This window comes from Bowmanella sp. JS7-9, assembly GCF_004329715.1.
Taxonomy (GTDB): Bacteria; Pseudomonadota; Gammaproteobacteria; order Enterobacterales; family Alteromonadaceae; genus Pseudobowmanella; species Pseudobowmanella zhangzhouensis.
Genome location: NZ_JXSY01000024.1, coordinates 48892 through 65414, shown reverse-complemented (window position 1 = coordinate 65414; position 16523 = coordinate 48892). Strand labels below are relative to the sequence as shown.

At 51.0% G+C, this 16523-nt stretch carries 21 protein-coding genes; 10 read left to right on the top strand and 11 right to left on the bottom strand.

What is annotated here, in order from left to right:
• Window positions 1–65 precede the first annotated feature (65 nt).
• Genes rsgA through TK45_RS13500 form a run of 4 tightly spaced genes read left to right on the top strand, consistent with a single transcriptional unit; the run spans window position 66 to window position 3650 of the window.
• Window positions 66–1112 (top strand): small ribosomal subunit biogenesis GTPase RsgA, encoded by a 1047-nt coding sequence (rsgA, locus tag TK45_RS13515; RefSeq protein WP_131259372.1) that lies wholly within the window; start codon window positions 66–68, stop codon window positions 1110–1112.
• Between the two features lie 53 nt (window positions 1113–1165).
• On the top strand, window positions 1166–2029 hold the full coding sequence (gene asd, locus TK45_RS13510; RefSeq protein WP_174719790.1) for an archaetidylserine decarboxylase: 864 nt from the start codon (window positions 1166–1168) through the stop codon (window positions 2027–2029).
• Window positions 2026–2892: a DMT family transporter gene (locus tag TK45_RS13505; RefSeq protein WP_131259371.1), complete on the top strand. Its 867-nt coding sequence runs from the start codon at window positions 2026–2028 to the stop codon at window positions 2890–2892. Before asd ends, TK45_RS13505 begins: the two co-directional genes overlap by 4 nt.
• 11 nt (window positions 2893–2903) lie before the next feature.
• A complete protein-coding gene (locus TK45_RS13500; RefSeq protein WP_131259370.1) occupies window positions 2904–3650 on the top strand; it encodes a glycerophosphodiester phosphodiesterase family protein in 747 nt (248 codons plus the stop codon).
• Here the strand turns inward: TK45_RS13500 and TK45_RS13495 are convergent.
• From TK45_RS13495 to TK45_RS13485, 3 genes are all read right to left on the bottom strand, one after another.
• Window positions 3632–4018: a MerC domain-containing protein gene (locus TK45_RS13495; RefSeq protein WP_131259369.1), complete on the bottom strand. Its 387-nt coding sequence runs from the start codon at window positions 4016–4018 to the stop codon at window positions 3632–3634. The two genes, TK45_RS13500 and TK45_RS13495, sit on opposite strands and share 19 nt — an antisense overlap.
• Window positions 4019–4096: 78 nt before the next feature.
• Window positions 4097–4891, bottom strand: a complete 795-nt coding sequence (locus tag TK45_RS13490; protein ID WP_131259368.1) for an SDR family oxidoreductase — start codon at window positions 4889–4891, stop codon at window positions 4097–4099.
• A complete protein-coding gene (locus tag TK45_RS13485) occupies window positions 4875–5648 on the bottom strand; it encodes a divergent polysaccharide deacetylase family protein (protein WP_131259367.1) in 774 nt (257 codons plus the stop codon). Before TK45_RS13485 ends, TK45_RS13490 begins: the two co-directional genes overlap by 17 nt.
• A 75-nt stretch (window positions 5649–5723) precedes the next feature.
• Here TK45_RS13485 and TK45_RS13480 point away from each other — a divergent pair, with 75 nt between their 5' ends.
• Window positions 5724–6029, top strand: coding sequence for a hypothetical protein (locus TK45_RS13480; RefSeq protein ID WP_131259366.1), 306 nt, complete (start codon window positions 5724–5726; stop codon window positions 6027–6029).
• Here TK45_RS13480 and TK45_RS13475 read toward each other — a convergent pair.
• On the bottom strand, window positions 6022–7179 hold the full coding sequence (locus TK45_RS13475; protein ID WP_254426623.1) for a murein hydrolase activator EnvC: 1158 nt from the start codon (window positions 7177–7179) through the stop codon (window positions 6022–6024). The two genes, TK45_RS13480 and TK45_RS13475, sit on opposite strands and share 8 nt — an antisense overlap.
• A 152-nt stretch (window positions 7180–7331) precedes the next feature.
• On the opposite strand from TK45_RS13475, the gene TK45_RS13470 reads away from it, so the two are divergent.
• The 4 genes from TK45_RS13470 to gpsA are packed head-to-tail and all read left to right on the top strand — an operon-like array spanning window position 7332 to window position 9559.
• Window positions 7332–7757: a rhodanese-like domain-containing protein gene (locus TK45_RS13470; protein ID WP_131259365.1), complete on the top strand. Its 426-nt coding sequence runs from the start codon at window positions 7332–7334 to the stop codon at window positions 7755–7757.
• 3 nt (window positions 7758–7760) lie between these two features.
• A complete protein-coding gene (grxC, locus tag TK45_RS13465) occupies window positions 7761–8030 on the top strand; it encodes a glutaredoxin 3 (protein ID WP_131259364.1) in 270 nt (89 codons plus the stop codon).
• Window positions 8031–8045: 15 nt separating this feature from the next.
• The gene (secB, locus tag TK45_RS13460; protein ID WP_131259363.1) at window positions 8046–8546 is read left to right on the top strand and encodes a protein-export chaperone SecB; all 501 of its coding nucleotides are present in this window, start codon (window positions 8046–8048) and stop codon (window positions 8544–8546) included.
• Window positions 8546–9559 carry an NAD(P)H-dependent glycerol-3-phosphate dehydrogenase gene (gpsA, locus tag TK45_RS13455; protein ID WP_371414282.1) on the top strand — a complete coding sequence of 338 codons (1014 nt, stop codon included), beginning with the start codon at window positions 8546–8548 and terminating at the stop codon, window positions 9557–9559. The genes secB and gpsA overlap by 1 nt, the downstream gene beginning before the upstream one ends.
• Before the next feature lie 52 nt (window positions 9560–9611).
• Here gpsA and TK45_RS13450 read toward each other — a convergent pair whose 3' ends face one another.
• From TK45_RS13450 to TK45_RS13435, 4 genes are all read right to left on the bottom strand, one after another.
• Window positions 9612–10973, bottom strand: coding sequence for a DUF4397 domain-containing protein (locus TK45_RS13450; RefSeq protein WP_131259361.1), 1362 nt, complete (start codon window positions 10971–10973; stop codon window positions 9612–9614).
• Window positions 10974–11145: 172 nt separating this feature from the next.
• On the bottom strand, window positions 11146–11895 hold the full coding sequence (gene gpmA / locus TK45_RS13445; protein WP_131259360.1) for a 2,3-diphosphoglycerate-dependent phosphoglycerate mutase: 750 nt from the start codon (window positions 11893–11895) through the stop codon (window positions 11146–11148).
• Between the two features lie 110 nt (window positions 11896–12005).
• Window positions 12006–13412 carry an ATP-binding protein gene (locus tag TK45_RS13440; RefSeq protein ID WP_131259359.1) on the bottom strand — a complete coding sequence of 469 codons (1407 nt, stop codon included), beginning with the start codon at window positions 13410–13412 and terminating at the stop codon, window positions 12006–12008.
• Entirely contained in the window at window positions 13409–14101 is a 693-nt protein-coding gene (locus tag TK45_RS13435; RefSeq protein ID WP_131259358.1) for a response regulator transcription factor, read from the bottom strand. Before TK45_RS13435 ends, TK45_RS13440 begins: the two co-directional genes overlap by 4 nt.
• Window positions 14102–14245: 144 nt before the next feature.
• On the opposite strand from TK45_RS13435, the gene TK45_RS13430 reads away from it, so the two are divergent.
• Window positions 14246–15049 (top strand): Spy/CpxP family protein refolding chaperone, encoded by an 804-nt coding sequence (locus TK45_RS13430; RefSeq protein WP_131259357.1) that lies wholly within the window; start codon window positions 14246–14248, stop codon window positions 15047–15049.
• Window positions 15050–15063: 14 nt separating this feature from the next.
• On the opposite strand, the gene TK45_RS13425 is transcribed toward TK45_RS13430, so the two are convergent.
• The 3 genes from TK45_RS13425 to trmL form a co-directional block, all read right to left on the bottom strand.
• Window positions 15064–15534: a hypothetical protein gene (locus TK45_RS13425; RefSeq protein WP_131259356.1), complete on the bottom strand. Its 471-nt coding sequence runs from the start codon at window positions 15532–15534 to the stop codon at window positions 15064–15066.
• A gap of 5 nt (window positions 15535–15539) precedes the next feature.
• A complete protein-coding gene (locus TK45_RS13420; RefSeq protein WP_131259355.1) occupies window positions 15540–15977 on the bottom strand; it encodes a hypothetical protein in 438 nt (145 codons plus the stop codon).
• 75 nt (window positions 15978–16052) lie between these two features.
• Window positions 16053–16517 carry a tRNA (uridine(34)/cytosine(34)/5-carboxymethylaminomethyluridine(34)-2'-O)-methyltransferase TrmL gene (trmL, locus tag TK45_RS13415; protein WP_131259354.1) on the bottom strand — a complete coding sequence of 155 codons (465 nt, stop codon included), beginning with the start codon at window positions 16515–16517 and terminating at the stop codon, window positions 16053–16055.
• Window positions 16518–16523 lie beyond the last annotated feature (6 nt).

Genomic DNA, 16523 nt, shown 5'->3' with positions numbered 1-16523 from the left:
GTCACGTGTAAAAACGTGGCGCTCGGGTTATCATTTGCGCCTAATAGTAATTCAGCATTTCTATCGTGGCAAAACGCAATAAACTGACAAACCGACAGAAACGTCAGGTATCGGACAATTTGTCCAAACGCCTGCAGCAATCCGATCTGCCTGCCGATGAGCAGTTGGGTGATGCGCAAACCGGCCTGGTGATTGGGCGTTTCGGTCAGCATGCGGATATAGAAACCAGTGAAGGTGAGATTACCCGCTGCCATATTCGGCGCAATATACAGGATGTGGTATGTGGCGACAGGGTATTATTCCGCCCTGGTAAAGACAGCGCCAACGTAAGTGGTGTACTGGAAGCTGTTGAACCGCGTAAGAGCCTGCTCACCCGGCCTGATTATTATGATGGGGTAAAGCCCGTAGCGGCCAATATTGATCAAATTATTGTGGTGAGCGCGGTGTTGCCGGTGCTGTCGCTGAATATTATTGACCGCTATCTGGTTGCCTCAGAAGATGTGGGCATTCCGCCGATTATCCTGCTGAATAAAGTCGATTTGTTGTCAGACAATGAGCGCAATGTTGTAGAGCAAGAATTACAGCTCTACCGCGACATTGGCTATCGGGTGTTGTTGCTTAGTTGCAAAACCGGAGAGGGGATGGCGCCCCTGCTGGAATTGTTAGACGGAAAATGCAGTGTGTTTGTTGGTCAGTCTGGGGTGGGTAAGTCCAGTATCGTCAATCAATTGTTACCTGATGCCAATGAGTTGACCAATGATGTGTCAGAAAACTCGGGGCTTGGCCAGCACACCACGACGGCGGCTAAATTATTACATTTACCTCAGGGCGGCGATTTGATTGACTCGCCGGGGGTGCGCGAATTTGCGCTGTGGCACTTGCCCGAAGAACGTCTGCAAAATGGCTTTATTGAGTTTCGTGACTATCTCGGCGGCTGCAAATTTCGTGATTGTAAGCATAAAAATGACCCCGGCTGTATATTACGGGAGGCCGTTGAACGCGGGGATATCGATCTGCGCCGCTTTGATAGCTTTCATAAAATTCGCGATGCGTTGCAGGAGCAACGTCCCGCATTTGCTGGTGCTAAACATAAGCGCAACAGCGAAAATTGATCCGGACACCGATTGGGTGTTTGGTATGTTTAATTAGTTCAGGAAGCATGATTTTGGACGATCTGAAAGTTAAGTTGCAGTACATCCTGCCAAAGCATTTGTTGTCACGTTTAGTGGGCAAACTCGCGGCAGCGCGCGCCGGCTGGCTGACAACAGCGTTGATTAAATTGTTCATCAAGCAATACAAAGTCAATATGTCGGAAGCCAAGCTCAGTCGCGCCGAAGATTTTAAAACCTTTAACGATTTCTTTACCCGTGAATTGAAAGAGGGCGTGCGCCCAATTGAGCAAGCGGATGATGTATTGGTCTATCCGGTGGATGGGGCGATTAGTCAGTTAGGCGATATTGAGCAGGGGCGGATTTTTCAGGCCAAAGGCCACGATTACACCGCACAGGCGTTGCTCGGCGGTGATGCCAAACTGGCTGAGCAATTTATCGGGGGCAAATTCGCCACGATTTACTTATCTCCAAGTGATTACCATCGCATTCACATGCCAGTCGAGGGTCAGTTGACTGACATGCTGTATGTGCCGGGTGAATTATTTTCGGTGAACCCGTTAACCACAGCAAACGTGCCAGGTTTGTTCGCTCGTAACGAGCGCGTGGTGACCCTGTTCGACACGCCCCATGGCAAAATGGCCATGGTGTTAGTAGGCGCAACCATTGTTGCCAGCATTGAAACCGTCTGGTCAGGCACAGTGACGCCGCCAACCGGTACCAATGTGAATCACTGGCAATATCCGGCCAGTGGCCTGAATGCAATTAAACTGCAGAAAGGCGACGAAATGGGACGCTTCAAGCTGGGTTCCACTGTGGTCATGTTGTTCGAAAAAGACATGCTGGAGTTTACTGATGTGGGCGCAGGCCAGGTAACCCGTCTGGGTGAAAAATTCGCTGAGCTGAACACCCCAGCGTGAATCACGCACAAAAAAGTCTGTACGCCCTGCATCTAGCCGTTGTGTTGCTGGGCGTCACAGCGCTGTTCTCTAAACTTATCCCTCTGTCCGCGCTGGATATCACGTTAGCGCGGGCGATCATCGCCTGTGTGTGCTTATTTGGCTTATTACGAATGCTCGGCGGTGACTGGCGGCTTAATCGTGGCAAAGATTATCTGATGGCGTTGTTGCTGGGCATTCTGATGGCGACACACTGGGTCAGTTATTTTGCTTCAATGCAGTACTCATCGGTATCGGTGGGCATGATTGCGCTGTTTACCTTCCCGGTGATCACTGTGTTACTGGAGCCATTATTTGAGGGCATCAGGCTCGTTTGGCAGGATTTAGTCAGTGCACTGGTCGTATTTATTGGGATATTTCTGATTGTGCCTGAGGTTTCCCTGGATAACGACGTGACGCTCGGAATCGCCGTAGGCGTGTTGTCGGCCCTGCTGTACGCACTACGCAACCTATTGCATCGTAAGTACTTTTCTCATTATTCCGGACCCAAAGCGATGGCCTGGCAGACGCTGGTGATTGTGTTGGTGTTGATCTGGTTTGTGTCCCCGAATCTGGCACAAGCCGAGCCCGCAACCTACTGGAAACTGCTGATCCTTGGCACGCTTTGTACCGCCGCCCCCCATGCGTTGATCGCCACTACCCTCAAACACCTCCGGGCGAAAACCTTTTCACTGGTGGCCTGTATGCAGCCACTATACGGGGTGATTCTGGCGATGCTGGTACTCAATGAGCAACCGACCTGGCAAACATTTGTTGGTGGGGCACTGGTTATCTGTGCTGCCCTGTACGAGACTGTTAACGCACATAAATTACATTCCAAGTAACAAGGTCGGTTATGCTGATTTTTGCTCATCGGGGCGCCAGTAGTGAAGCGCCTGAAAATACCCTTGAAGCGTTTCAAATTGCGATTGAACGTGGCGTAGATGGCATCGAAATCGATGTGCATGCAGTGGAAGATGAACTCTATGTGATTCACGATCGCTGGCTACACCGCACGACGTCTGGCTCCGGGCGAGTGAAAGATCAGAGCAAAGCCATAATGGCTCTGCTGGATGCCGGCAACGGTCAGGTTGTACCCACGCTATGGCAAACCCTGCAATGCATCAATGGCGCCTGCGTACTGAATATTGAGTTGAAGGGGATCAGTGATGTCTTGCCTGTATTGCAACATATCGACAGGGCAGTAAATGAACTGGATTTCCGTCTCGAGCAATTTATCTTGTCGTCGTTTAATCACCACTTGTTGTTCAACGTTAAACAACTGCGGCCATCCATTCAGATCGGTGCACTAACCGCCAGTTGTCCGCTGGATTACGCGGCGTTTGCTCAGCAACTGAATGCCTATTCGGTGCATATTGATATCGACTGTCTGAGTGCTGATTTCGTTTTCGACGCCCATCAGCGGGGCTTGCCTGTCTATGTCTATACGGTAGATGAAATCGAGGATTTGGATGATATGGCGGCAATGGGGGTTAACGGCGTGTTTACTAATGTTCCCAGTCGAGCGTTAGTCAGACGTGCTCATCATTTACAAACGGCAGAAGCACAACCGTCACCCCTGAGTTATTCTTCGCAATCCTGACAGCGGTTGCACAAACGCAGATTGCTGACATGGGCAGTAATCAGCAGTAATGCTCCAACGGCAATGGTGAAGGGCTCCATCGACTCGCCAAACATGTCTTTGTTCCAGTAAATCAGGCCGCCAGCCAGTAATAGCCCCAAGGGGTAGGCCTGGCGGTGAAAGCGGCTATAACCGGATATCAGTGCCCAGCTACCGACTAATAATGACAGGGTAAGGATCGTACGTTCGAACCATACCTCTGCGAAGATGGATGCGCCAATGAGCGGTAAAATTGGCAGCAGGACAGGTAACAGCAAGCAGTGCAATGCACATAAGCTGCTGATCCAGATACCAAATCTGTCCAGAAGACCGTTTTTACTGATGCTCATAGGATAAATGTCGATGGCTAAAGGGATGTTATATTATAACAAAACCCGGGTTAGCGAAAGCCACCCTTCGGGTAAAAATTAGTCGCGCCCGGCCATTTTCGCACTAAGTGACATAAACCACAGCGGAAACAAACGCTTAATCAATGGCGCCCAGCGACTGAGTCCTTTACCTATGATGATTTCCCGTTTGTTGTGCTCTATGCCTCGGATAATTTGCGTGGCGCAGTCCTGTGCGGATATGCCGTTAGCAATGGAGGACGAAAGCTCACCGAACTGGCTGCCATCGCCGGTCAGACTGTTACGTGAGATATCGGTTTGCACGAATCCCGGGCACACAGTTAATACCTGTAATCCGTCAGTTGCTGTCTCTGCCCTCAGGCTATCCATAAACGCCACGATGGCGTGCTTGGCCGCGCTATAACCTGACATACCCTGTCCGGCGACTTTGCCCGCCACGCTGGCAATCGTGACGACCATTCCTTTGCGCGCGATTAACATCGGCAATAGTGCCTGAGTCACAGCAACCGTGCCGAAGTAATCCACTTCCATGACTTGTCGGTACACATCAAGCTGAGTATCGGCGATACGACTACGTTGCGAAATGCCCGCATTATTTATCAGTATGTCCACGGGTGGCAGCGCGGGCAGGTTGTCGTTAATTGTCTTGGCAGCCAGTTCAGGTAACGCCAAATCAAGCGGAATAACCCAATGTTGCTGACTGTTAGGCAGGGTTTGTCTGACCTGTTCTAACGCATCTATTCGTCTGGCAGACAGAATCAGGCTTGCGCCTTGTGCAGCGCATGCCTGCGCCAGGGCTTTACCAATGCCTGATGACGCACCCGTGATCCAGACCGTTTTATCGCGCAGTTGCATGGACTTTGTCACCTGCTGGTGGCTTGTGGGATTGTTGTACCAATTGCTTCGGTGGGAATAATTGACTCACCGGTACCAGCTCGATGTCATGCTTGCGCAGGCGCAGCTCAACATCCGCCAAAAACGCCACGGTTTGTGGATGGGGGTGCGCAATGGCAATGGCATTATTTTGCTTTTTTGCCAGGGCGATGAGTCGACGCAACTGCGCCTGCATTTCAGCCTCACTGAGCTGATTATCCAGAAAAACATGGCGATGCAGGGTCGCGATGCCTTTGGCGCGGGCCGCTTGCTCCGCTCGGGTACGCACGGTAGTGCGACTATCAACGAAATACAGATTCTGCTTTGCAAGCCACTCTGCCATGGCCTGCATCGCCGCGGGCATTTGGGTAACCTTACTGCCCATATGATTATTCAGACCCACTGCCTGAGGTAAGTCATTCAATGCTAACTGCAATTGCTGTTGAATCGATTGGGCTGACATATTCGCCATCACTGCCCCGGGGCCCGGATATTTGCCATTGTCCGCTTCCATCGGCATATGCAACATGATTTCACGCTGCTGCTGCGCCGCCTGCTGGGCAATCTGTTGTCCAAGTGGGGTATAGGGCAATATCGAAAAGGTCACTGCAACCGGTAAGCTTAGGGTGTTTATATCAGACTGACGGTAGCCAATGTCATCCATAATGATGGCGACTTTAGCGGCTGAGGCATAACAGGACATGCACAGCGAGAGCAGGAAAATCAGCGTCCTTGGCAAGACAACATCCACCGGTTTGGGTTAAGGTTACGGGCAGTGAGTATAACACCCCCAATTGACTTGGCGAGTTTCAGCATGCCGATAAAAATCCCCCGATTATCCTTTGCACAAATAGCGACCATGCTATCGGGTGCCGTGTTTGCCGTCAGTGTGTTGTGGATGGCTTCGACAATCTCCGGGGACGCCACGCTAGCCTCGTCGATGATGCTGTTTACCATGGTGGTGTTCGGTGGGTTAGGCGCAAATTCAGCACAGCGGATCCAGCGTACGTTTTTGCATTTTGGTTACACCAAAGGGCTCGCCAAAGCGTTGAGTATTGTGATGTATCTGCTGTGGGTGCTGGTTGGTTTTCTGGCAATTCGGTTTAGTCCATTTATCTGACCAGCCATTTACCCGGGTTGACGGGTTCGCCTTTGTGACGGATTTCAAAATACAGTCCGGGTAAACTTTGCCCCCCGCTTTGACCCACCAGTGCAATGGTATCCCCGCCGCGAACGGTATCGCCGGCATTAAGCAACAGCGCCTGATTGTGCCCGTACAGGCTCATATAACCATCACCGTGATCCAACGCGATAACCAGTCCAAAGCCTTTCAGCCAGTCGGCATATAATACCCTTGCATCGTCTACCGCTTTGACCTGATCTCCGGCATTGGCGTAAATCATCACACCTTTCCAGCGCACTTGTCCCTGGCGACGTTTACCGAACAGCGTATCCATTCGGCCACTGACCGGCTTAGGTAATTTACCCTGCAGACGGGCCAGACCATTGAGTGCCACAGGTTGCTGATTGCTGGATTGTTGCTGTTGCTGGGCTTCCTGCAGAGCCTGCAACAGGGATTGTTCGTTGATTTGTAACTGCTCTACCTGCGCCGCCTGCGAAGCGATTTGCTGGTTAAGCTTGCCAAGGGTAATTTCACGCAGCTTTTGTTGCTTATCCAGCTCAGATTTTTGTTGCAGTTGGGTGCTGGCCAGTGTCTCCAGTTCTTGCTGCCTGGACGCCAGCTCGGCGACGACTGCGGCAAGCTGTTCACCGAGGGTGCGGAAGGTATCGATTTGTTGCTGGCGCTCTTTGCTCAGGTACTGGTAGTAACTAAGCATGCGCTCGAATTCACCGGCTTTATTCAGGTTAAACAACATCTTGGCGTAGTCATGATCGCCGGCCATGTAGGCGCTGCGCAATTGCTCGGCTAATACTGCTTGCTGCTGATTGAGCTGTTGCTGCAGGGTCTGTCGCTCTGCATTGAGTTTTTTTGTTTCTGTCTGGTTTTGTTGCAGGGCCGTCTGCGTGTGATTGAGGCGTTTGGCCGCTTCGGCGACGCGCAATTCATCCTGTTTAAGTTGTGCCTGCAGGCTCTTGGCGCTAGCCAGATCTTGTTGCAGTGAGGCCTGCTTTTCGCGAATTTGTTGCTGGATTTCGGTCAGTTTTTCTTCTTCCTGCTGCGCCACGGCGTATCCGGCGCAGAGCAGATTCCAGCTTAAAAAAAATAGCAAAAAGACGCGACGAGCCTGCAAGTTATTGATCCTACTCACTTGTATTTCAGATGCATTCTGCCACAGATGCTCCAATTGTGAAGAAACTAACGTGGATCAAAAGCAAGGGACTGTAATCAGGCGGCGATTTCTATATACTCTGCGGTCGTTTTTTACTGTTTTTCGCACCATTTTCAGGGGAAATAGCCGAAATGGAAGAGTTTGTAGAGTTTCTAACCGCTAATTTTGTACTTAGTGGCCTGTGGATCGTGTTGTTCGTGGCACTGATTTATAGCTTTATCGCTGGCGCGTTATCCAAAGTAAAAGAAATCAATAATCACCAAACCACCGAGCTGATGAACAAGCATGATGGGGTGGTACTGGATATCCGTGGTCAGGCCGATTTTCGTAAAGGCCATATTCTGGGCGCCAAAAATGTCGCGTCGGATAAAATCCTTAAAGGTGACCTGGCTGAGGTTGAAAAGTACAAATCTAAGCCCATTATCGTGGTATGTAATATGGGTATTAGTGCCAAGCCTGTGGCTAACCGTTTACACAAAGCCGGCTTTGAGCAGGTGAGTGTATTGAAAGGTGGCATGGGCAGCTGGACCAGTGCCAGCTTACCAGTGAGTAAGTAATTTATGTCGAACGTTGAAATTTATACCCGGGACTGGTGTGGTTATTGCCGCCGGGCCAAAGCGCTGTTAAGCCAAAAGGGCTTAGATTTTACCGAATATGATATCGAGAGTGAGCCCGCCCGCCGCAGTGAAATGCTGGATCGTGCCAATGGGCGCACGTCGGTTCCGCAAATCTTTATCGATGCGCAACACATTGGTGGTTGCGATGATTTATATGCGCTGGACGCTCGGGGTCAGTTAGACGCCCTTTTAACCGGCCAGGCCGGACAATAATAACTAGGAAAAACCATGACAGAACAAGTAAATGAGAACGGCGCAGCGCCGCAACAAGGCCCACAATTCGCCATCCAGCGCATCTATGTAAAAGATATTTCCTACGAAGCGCCAAACACCCCTATGATGTTCCAGAAAGAGTGGAAACCGGATATCAATTTGGATCTGGACACCAAGAGCAACCCATTAGGGAACGATTTATTCGAAGTGGTGCTGTCAGTTACGGTTACTGCCAAACTCGGTGATGATGTGGCGTTTCTGGTTGAAGTACAGCAGGCAGGTATCTTCACTATCGGCGGTATGGAAGATGCGCACAAAGTACACACTCTGGGTGTGGCTTGTCCAAATATCCTGTTCCCATATGCCCGTGAAGCGATTGCCAGCCTGGTTAACCGTGGTTCATTCCCGGTACTGAACCTGACACCGGTAAACTTTGAAGCAGTCTTCGCAGCGTACATGCAAAAACGTATGCAGGATGCGCAACAAGGCGGCGAAGCGCCGAAGCTTGACGCGTAATTGCAATGCAGAACAAAACGTTAACGGTTTTGGGGGCGGGGTCTTACGGCACCGCCCTTGCTATATGTTTTGCCCGTAACGGCGTTGATACGCTGTTGTGGGGGCGGGACAGTGAGCAAATGCAAGCGATGGCTGCAGCCCGCAGCAATGAACGCTATCTGCCGGGGGCAACGTTTCCTGCCAGCCTGAACGTAGAAACCGATCTGAACAAAGCGCTGGCTCATTCGGACTTTGTGTTAGTCGTGGTACCCAGTCATGCGTTTCGTGGCATGTTGAAAGCGATTGCGCCGCAACTGACGGATACCCATAAAATTGCCTGGGCAACCAAAGGGTTAGATCCGGATAACGGCGATTTATTGCAGGCGGTTGCGCGTCAGGAACTGGGTGAAAAGCGCAGCCTAGCGGTGTTGTCAGGTCCAACGTTTGCAAAGGAAATGGCCGCCGGGTTACCGACCGCGATTTCATTATCATCCTGTGATGATGAGTTTATTGAGCAACTGGCAGAGATGCTGCACTGTGACCGCAGTTTCCGGGTGTACAAAAATGATGATTTCATCGGTGTGCAACTTGGCGGCGCGGTAAAAAATGTTATCGCTATCGGTGCCGGCTTGGCTGATGGTATCGGTTATGGTGCCAATGCCCGCACCGCGTTAATCACCCGTGGGTTAGCTGAACTGACCCGTTTAGGCGCCACGTTAGGTGCCGAGCCACAAACCTTTATGGGCATGGCAGGGTTAGGTGACCTGGTGTTGACCTGTACTGACAATCAATCCCGCAATCGTCGTTTTGGTCTGGCATTGGGTCAGGGCAAATCGGTGCAACAGGCGATGGATGAAATTGGTCAGGTGGTGGAAGGCTATCGTAATACCAAAGAAGTCCACATGCTGGCGCAACGTCAGGGCGTGGAAATGCCTATTACTGAGCAGATTTACCAGGTTTTATACGAGGGTAAATCCGCTATGGACGCCAGTCTGGCATTGTTAGGCCGCGATCGCAAAAGCGAATCCAAATAAACCAGTTAAAAAAGCCCGCAACAAAGCGGGCTTTTTGTTGGTCGGTTGTGCCTTAGTGTAAGACGTGTAAGCGATAGCCAGTGGCAGAGGTGGTATCGGTCTCTAAGGTGATGAGATAGTTTTCGCCTTCTTCCAGTGTCATGGACGGGGTTCTGTCCATCAGCACCAGATTGCCGTCCTCGTCTTCTGCCACAGCAACGACCTCGTAGTACCCCAACGGCAACTTATAGTTTGCGGTTTCGGCGAACTCGATGCCGAGGAAGTAATGATTACTGCTTTCAATGGTTTGGTCGGCTTGCACAAAGTAGATCGCAATATCGTCATAATCATTGGTCAGATTCACTAATCGCAGGTCATGTTCATATACCTGGGGTAATTCACTTTCGGTGACGGTCAGCAGTGCCAGCTGCTGCTCAGCATTTTGGTAAAAGATCAGCGCTTTGCTTTGCCCCTGATTTAGCGATAGCAGACGATTTTCGATGCGCAATTCGCCTAAGCTCGCATGCAGGCGGTAGTCACCATAAGCCGCCGCAGAGAATTCCGACAGGGTATCGGTGGCCAGCGACAGTTCTGAGTCGTTGCTTTGGTTGTCGCTCAGGGTCATGCTCAGGCTATTGGCATCGTCGAGGCTGTTATACACCCGATACTGTGCGGTTGCGTTAATGTCGCTGATATTGCTCACGGTCGTGCTGTTAATCACCAGATCGATGCTGAGCTGGCCCTGCAGGGCACCGGCTGATTTACGCACCATCAGGGTGTATTCCGTCTCATAGGCGAGATTCAGTGTGGCACTATCATACAGAATATTTTGCGTGCCTACCTCAGTCAGGTAAATCACATAATCGCCCGTCGGCCAATAGGGGGCATCGTTGGTGGCGTCTGGGTTATCCAGTTCGGTGCCATTTTGATAACTGAGCGTCGCCAGCAAGGTAGCGTCAGCAATCCCGGCACCAGCGGGCGCCAGATAAATGTCGTACTCGTTTTCCACCGATGCTACGTTCATCGCAAACAGCCGGAAGTTATCCTCCAGATCGTCGCGTTTTATCGCGTAGTGGATAAATTCAGGGTCATTAAAATCACCGCTCAATACAATCAGGGTTTTGTAACCTTCTTTGGGAGTCAGCGTGTCCGTCGCGACGTTATGTTCGGCATCGTCTTCGTCCTCGTAAATCCATTGCAGCTCATGAGCATCTCCATCAGTCACGGTCGCAAGGCTGGTGGCATCGGCAAAGCTGCTTTTGCCAATCAGGGTGTCGTCAACCAGAAAGCTTACGCTTGGGCTGTTACTGGATGCGTTGTAGAACTGTAAGTAGGCAGACGTATAGCTGGTGTCGTCGCTACTGTCGGAACCGCCGCAACCGGTAAGAGATAACAGGCTGAGGGTAGAAAAAATCAGGGCAAAGCGCGTATGCATGAGGCTTCCTTTTTGTTGTGTTTAGAAGCCTTGTTAGAACCAATGGAGGGAAAAAGTTGCCGCCTTTACTTAACCTTTACGTTAGCTGACAAGCCCTGACAAAAGAGCGGTATTCGCTATATATCAAGCACAAAAAAGCCGGCTGTCGCCGGCTTTTCCAATTGTGCAGGGCTTATTTTTTCGCCTGACCCTGTTTAGCAACCGCATCCATCATGGCTTTGATTTGTGCTGCGTCGCCTAAATATTCTTTGCTGATGGGCTTCAGATCTTTGTCCAGTTCATAAACCAGTGGTACGCCGGTTGGGATATTCAGCTCAAGGATTTCCTCGTTGCTCATGTTATCCAGATATTTCACCAGAGCGCGTAAGCTGTTGCCGTGGGCGGCTATGATGACGCGCTTGTTAGCCTGAATTGCCGGGCTGATGACGTCATGCCAGTATGGCAGTACGCGGTCGATGGTCAGTGCCAGAGACTCTGCTTTAGGCAGGGCGCGTGGGTCGATGCCTTTGTAACGACGATCATGGCCTGGGAAATGTTCGCTGCTCTCGTCAACGGCCGGAGGTGGAATATCAAAGCTGCGACGCCAGACTTTAACCTGCTCGTCGCCATGTTTGGCCGCTGTTTCGGCTTTGTCCAAACCAGTCAGCGCACCATAATGACGCTCATTCAAACGCCAGTGACGTTCGACCGGCAACCACATCTGGCCCATTTCTTCGGTGATAATGTTCAGTGTACGAATGGCACGTACCAGCACTGAGGAGTAAGCCTGATCAAATTCAAAGCCCGCTTCTTTAAGTAAACGACCAGCATTTTTGGCTTGCGCGACACCTGATTCAGTCAGGTCTACGTCATGCCAGCCAGTAAAGCGGTTTTCCAGATTCCATTGGCTTTCACCGTGGCGTACTAACACCAATTTGTACATTGTTTTTTCTCCACACGAACAAGGGCTGCTAAGGCATGCAAGAATACGGGGCTATGACGAAAAAATCCACGCCGGACGTGGATTTTTGCGGGGTCAGATCATGTTTTTATTTAGCTGACGGGATGTAATGGCAACGTCACTTCAATGCGCAGCCCACCATATTCGGTGCTGCGCATGGCGCTGATATTACCACCATTGGCGTGAATAGCGCGCGCGGCGATGGCTAATCCTAACCCTACGCCACCGGAGTCACGATCCCGCGCCTCACTGGTACGGTAAAACGGCGTAAATAATTTTGTCAGGTGCTCTTCGGCTACGCCCGGCCCATCGTCTTCGATGACAAGTTGCCAGGATTGGTCATCCGGTAGATTGGCATGCACGGCGATGCTTTGTTTGGCGTATTTGATGCCATTGCGCAGAATATTTTCGAGCGCGCTGGCAATCAGCTGAGCATCGCCATACAAGGGCGCGCTATCACCGAATTCAGATATCAAGTGTTTATTTACAGCGCTCGCTTCAAATTCAGCATCCTGGACTATTTGGCTGAGTATGTCGCTGGTTTGGAAATGGCTGTATCGCTGGGATTGCTGACTTTCCAGTCGCGCTAGTGCAAGCAGCTGTCCCAGCATGGTATCCAATTGCCCAGCCTCTTTGCTGATCCGTTTACACAGGGGATGGTCCTCACCAAATTCATTCTCCGCCAGCGCTACCGCAACTTGCATGCGGGTCAGTGGTGAGCGTAATTCGTGGGAGATATCCGATAACATGCGTTTCTGACGTTCGAGCATATCTTCCAGATGGGTGGCCATTTGATTAAATTCCCGCGCCAATTGACCGATTTCATCCCCCCGTAGTGCGGTGTGCAGATCCTTGGATTGTAAATTTCCCGCACCCATCTGTCGCGCGTGGCGTCCCAATGCGGTTAAGGGTTTAACCAAGGACCGGGCGAGCAAAAAGCACGGCACGGCACTGAGTATTAACGCCAGTGTGAGTAATGCCAGCGGATATTGCTCGCGGAATTCCCGCAACGGGTTGGGACGTGCCATGCGTCCCAAAAACAGGCTATAGGTGTCACCGTTGTAAGTAATTTTGTTGATTGGGCCAATAAATTCAAAATGGCGAATATGCAGCATTACGGCTTCATCACTGGCACTGGCACGTGCGAACGCTTTACTGTCTCCAAGCTCGCGCGCGGGCACTGGGCTAATCAGGGCATTATCCCGCTGGCGAACCAATACGATCAGCTGACGATTGCGCTTACTCAGACGATCCAGCGCTGCGGCTAAATCACGGGATTGTTCGAGCAGCGCAGGTAGCCTTGCCAGCAGGCGCTGATTTTCTTCCAGCCAGTGTTCCTGACTCTCATTGAGTTCGCTCAGGCTGCCTTCCTGATTGCGGGCGATCTCTCGGGTGGCGAAGGCGGTGACGGTCACAACTAAAATCAAGGTGATCCAGAACCACAGGAAAATTCGCCCGAATAAATGGTTAGCCGGGTTGAGCCTGCTCAACCAGTTCATTGCACCGACTCCAGAAATAAATAGCCGGCGCCGCGCACGGTGCGGATTAATTCGGCGTCCTGAATATCGCTAAGCTTTTTACGTAAGTTGCTGATATGCATATCGATACTGCGATCGAACGCGGCGAGCTTACGCCCGAGCACCTGCTCACTGATGTCTTCTTTGCTGACAAGTGTTCCGGCGCGCTGCATCAGTAATTGCAGGGTTGCAAATTCGGTACCGGTCAACACCACGGGCTGATTGGCACAACTGACAAATTGACGACCCGGATCCAGGCTGACAGACGGGCTATTTAGTACGCGCTGAGAGTGAGCCTGAGTTAACAGTGCCTCACGACGCAGTAAGGCTTTAATGCGCGCGGCCAGCTCACGTGGATTAAAGGGCTTAGGTAAATAATCATCGGCCCCCATTTCTAAACCCAGAATACGGTCCAGGTCATCACCGCGGGCTGTCAGCATCAGCACGGGCGTGAGCACCGCCGGACGCAATTGCCGCAGTACGTCAAAGCCATCCAGCTTTGGCATCATGACATCCAATAAAATCAGGTCATAGTGTTGTGCACGTGCCATTCTCAGGCCGAGTTCACCGTCTTCAGCATGGGTGAGCTGATATCCCTGTGGGCTAAGAAACTCAATGACTAGCGCAGCCAGTTCGCGATCATCATCAATTAATAAGATTTGGTAGGCCATACGCTCTCCTTGATGCCTATCCTAACGCGTAACCGGTGGGTGAAATAGCTTAATCAATCTGTCTTTACACAAGCTTTACACGGCCTTTGCGTTACTTTGCAATCAGTTCGCTAGTATAGATTTGAACCAAAACGGAGAACCCCCATGAGAAAATCAGTATTAGCGTTAGTCATGAGCACAGTAATCGGTGCGATGGCATTCAATGTTGTTGCCCACGACGGTAAGCGCCCGGGTGAAGAAATGCGTGACGTGCTGGAGCAATTAAATTTGTCCACCGAGCAAAAACAACAGTTGCGTGAAAGTATGCAGGCAGAACGTAAAGCGATGCGCGGTGAGCGTGGTGAAGACCGGCAGGCCATGCGCGAAATCATGCAAGAAATGGCCAATGTGCTTGACAGTGAAACCTTTAATGAAGCGAAAGTCACGCAGTTAGTAGAGCAGCGTGAAACGCTGGCAAAGGACAAAAAATGGCAACGGGTAGAGCGTCAGGCGAACTTGTATGCAGTATTGGATGCTGATCAGCGTGAAGCCTTATTGGCCATCATGGCAGTCAAGCGCAACGATCGTCAGCAGAGCATGGCGGATCGCCCAGAGCGAGAACCCAAATGGCAAAAAGGGTTAGCGTTGACCGATGCACAGCAGGCTGAATTGGATACATTGCAACAGCAGCAGCGTGAGCGTATGCAGGCAAATCGTGCGCAGATGCAGGCGTTTCACACCGCTGAGCAGGCATTAATTACCAGCGGCAACTTTAGTCAGGCTGGATGGGATGCCCTGTATGCCCAGTATCAGCCAGGGTTTGTTGAAGCTGGGGTAGAAATGGCCAAACAGCGCTATGCGACCTTGCAGATATTAACACCCCAGCAGAGGGCGCAAATGCAGGACAGGCAGCACGAGCGTCGTGAAATGTGGCAGGAAAGGGGACACCGTGAAGGACGGGGTCATTAACGAAAGGGCGGTGTTTACCGCCCTTTTTGTTTGAGTGGCTGCTGCTGAATATGCGCGTTAAGCAGCATTAAAAATCTAAACAGACTCTGTGCCCGGCGACTCAGGTCATTGGATGTGGATTGTTTCAGCAGGCTATTGAGGCGGTGAACACGCAAATAGGCGTTGTTGATCAGGCTACGGGTATCCTGCCCGTCATATCGTTCAAATTCCGCATAGTTAGCGTAAATTTTACGACTCAGTTTTTTGCTTTGCAGCGTGTTAAGCGAGCGACCGGACTGACGAAATTGATCAAACGCAGCATGTAACAGCGGAGCGAGGCTTAGACCCGATGTGACCCCGCTTGGGGCATGTGCGGACAGGGCGTCAGCCAGCGTGGCCAGATTCTGATTAATTTCAAACACCAGCGCTTCACGTTCTGCATTGGCAGACAGTCTGTGTTGCCGTTCACGGGCAAAGATATCGTAAAGTTCATGCCAGATAGCCATTGCTGCTATTTACCTGCTTTTCCTGCTCCCAGGATGGGTAACCCGGCTTCAGTGGGAATATAAATTCTCTCACCAGACTCATCTTGTAACCCCATGATCCACAAGTAGCGAAGATAAGCATCGTTGTTCTTCAATGAATCACCAATAATGCGATTTGCTTCCGCAGTCGCTTTTGCCCGCTCAATTTCTGCCTGACCTTCAGCCTGCGCCAAAGTAACTTTTGCTTTTGCTTGCATCAGCGCAGCTTGTTCTCGCGCTTTAGCCTCTTCGATCAATATTTGTTTGCTCCACTCGGCCTCTCGCAGCGCTGCGATGCCATCCATTTCTTGTTTGTAAACTTTGTATTTTGGCCATGCCCACAGGGCTGCAATGATAAGGAGAATAAATGTGACAACTAAAAATACGAGGCTGCCAAAAGCAATGGCATTTCGATGAGGATGCATCCCTGATTCCTTACATAATTTGAATGACTAAACATTTACGCTAACAGATAGGCGGCGCACTCTACAATGACTGCATTACACCGCGCCATCAAAACCCATTTGTCGCCAGGCTTCATACACAAACACCGAGACAGCATTGGATAAATTCATACTGCGGCTGTCCGGGCGCATCGGGATGCGCAAGCGTTGCGGCATCGGCAGGCTTTCAATGATATCGGCGGGTAAACCGCGGGTTTCCGGACCAAACAATAAGGCATCGCCGGGGGCGAAGCTTACCTCAGTAAAATAGGCTTTACCTTTGGTGGTACAGGCGAACAAGCGAGTCGGTTTTATATCAGCAAGAAAGGCGTCCAGATCGGCGTAGCGTTTCACATCGGCAAATTCGTGGTAATCCAGGCCAGCGCGCCGCACGCGCTTGTCATCCCAGTCGAAACCCAACGGCTCGATCAGGTGTAGTCTGAAACCCGTATTGGCACATAAACGAATAATATTGCCGGTATTGGGTGGAATTTCCGGTTGGTACAAAACGATATCGAGCATGCAGAA

Bases quoted from the DNA above. Each gene is read 5' to 3' on its own strand.
- TK45_RS13500 (WP_131259370.1), top strand. From the start codon at position 2,904: ATGCTGATTTTTGCTCATCGGGGCGCCAGTAGTGAAGCGCCTGAAAAT.
- TK45_RS13495 (WP_131259369.1), bottom strand. From the start codon at position 4,018: ATGAGCATCAGTAAAAACGGTCTTCTGGACAGATTTGGTATCTGGATC.
- TK45_RS13490 (WP_131259368.1), bottom strand. From the start codon at position 4,891: ATGCAACTGCGCGATAAAACGGTCTGGATCACGGGTGCGTCATCAGGC.
- TK45_RS13480 (WP_131259366.1), top strand. From the start codon at position 5,724: ATGCCGATAAAAATCCCCCGATTATCCTTTGCACAAATAGCGACCATG.
- TK45_RS13470 (WP_131259365.1), top strand. From the start codon at position 7,332: ATGGAAGAGTTTGTAGAGTTTCTAACCGCTAATTTTGTACTTAGTGGC.
- grxC (WP_131259364.1), top strand. From the start codon at position 7,761: ATGTCGAACGTTGAAATTTATACCCGGGACTGGTGTGGTTATTGCCGC.
- secB (WP_131259363.1), top strand. From the start codon at position 8,046: ATGACAGAACAAGTAAATGAGAACGGCGCAGCGCCGCAACAAGGCCCA.
- TK45_RS13450 (WP_131259361.1), bottom strand. From the start codon at position 10,973: ATGCATACGCGCTTTGCCCTGATTTTTTCTACCCTCAGCCTGTTATCT.
- gpmA (WP_131259360.1), bottom strand. From the start codon at position 11,895: ATGTACAAATTGGTGTTAGTACGCCACGGTGAAAGCCAATGGAATCTG.
- TK45_RS13440 (WP_131259359.1), bottom strand. From the start codon at position 13,412: ATGAACTGGTTGAGCAGGCTCAACCCGGCTAACCATTTATTCGGGCGA.
- TK45_RS13435 (WP_131259358.1), bottom strand. From the start codon at position 14,101: ATGGCCTACCAAATCTTATTAATTGATGATGATCGCGAACTGGCTGCG.
- TK45_RS13430 (WP_131259357.1), top strand. From the start codon at position 14,246: ATGAGAAAATCAGTATTAGCGTTAGTCATGAGCACAGTAATCGGTGCG.
- TK45_RS13425 (WP_131259356.1), bottom strand. From the start codon at position 15,534: ATGGCTATCTGGCATGAACTTTACGATATCTTTGCCCGTGAACGGCAA.
- TK45_RS13420 (WP_131259355.1), bottom strand. From the start codon at position 15,977: ATGCATCCTCATCGAAATGCCATTGCTTTTGGCAGCCTCGTATTTTTA.
- trmL (WP_131259354.1), bottom strand. From the start codon at position 16,517: ATGCTCGATATCGTTTTGTACCAACCGGAAATTCCACCCAATACCGGC.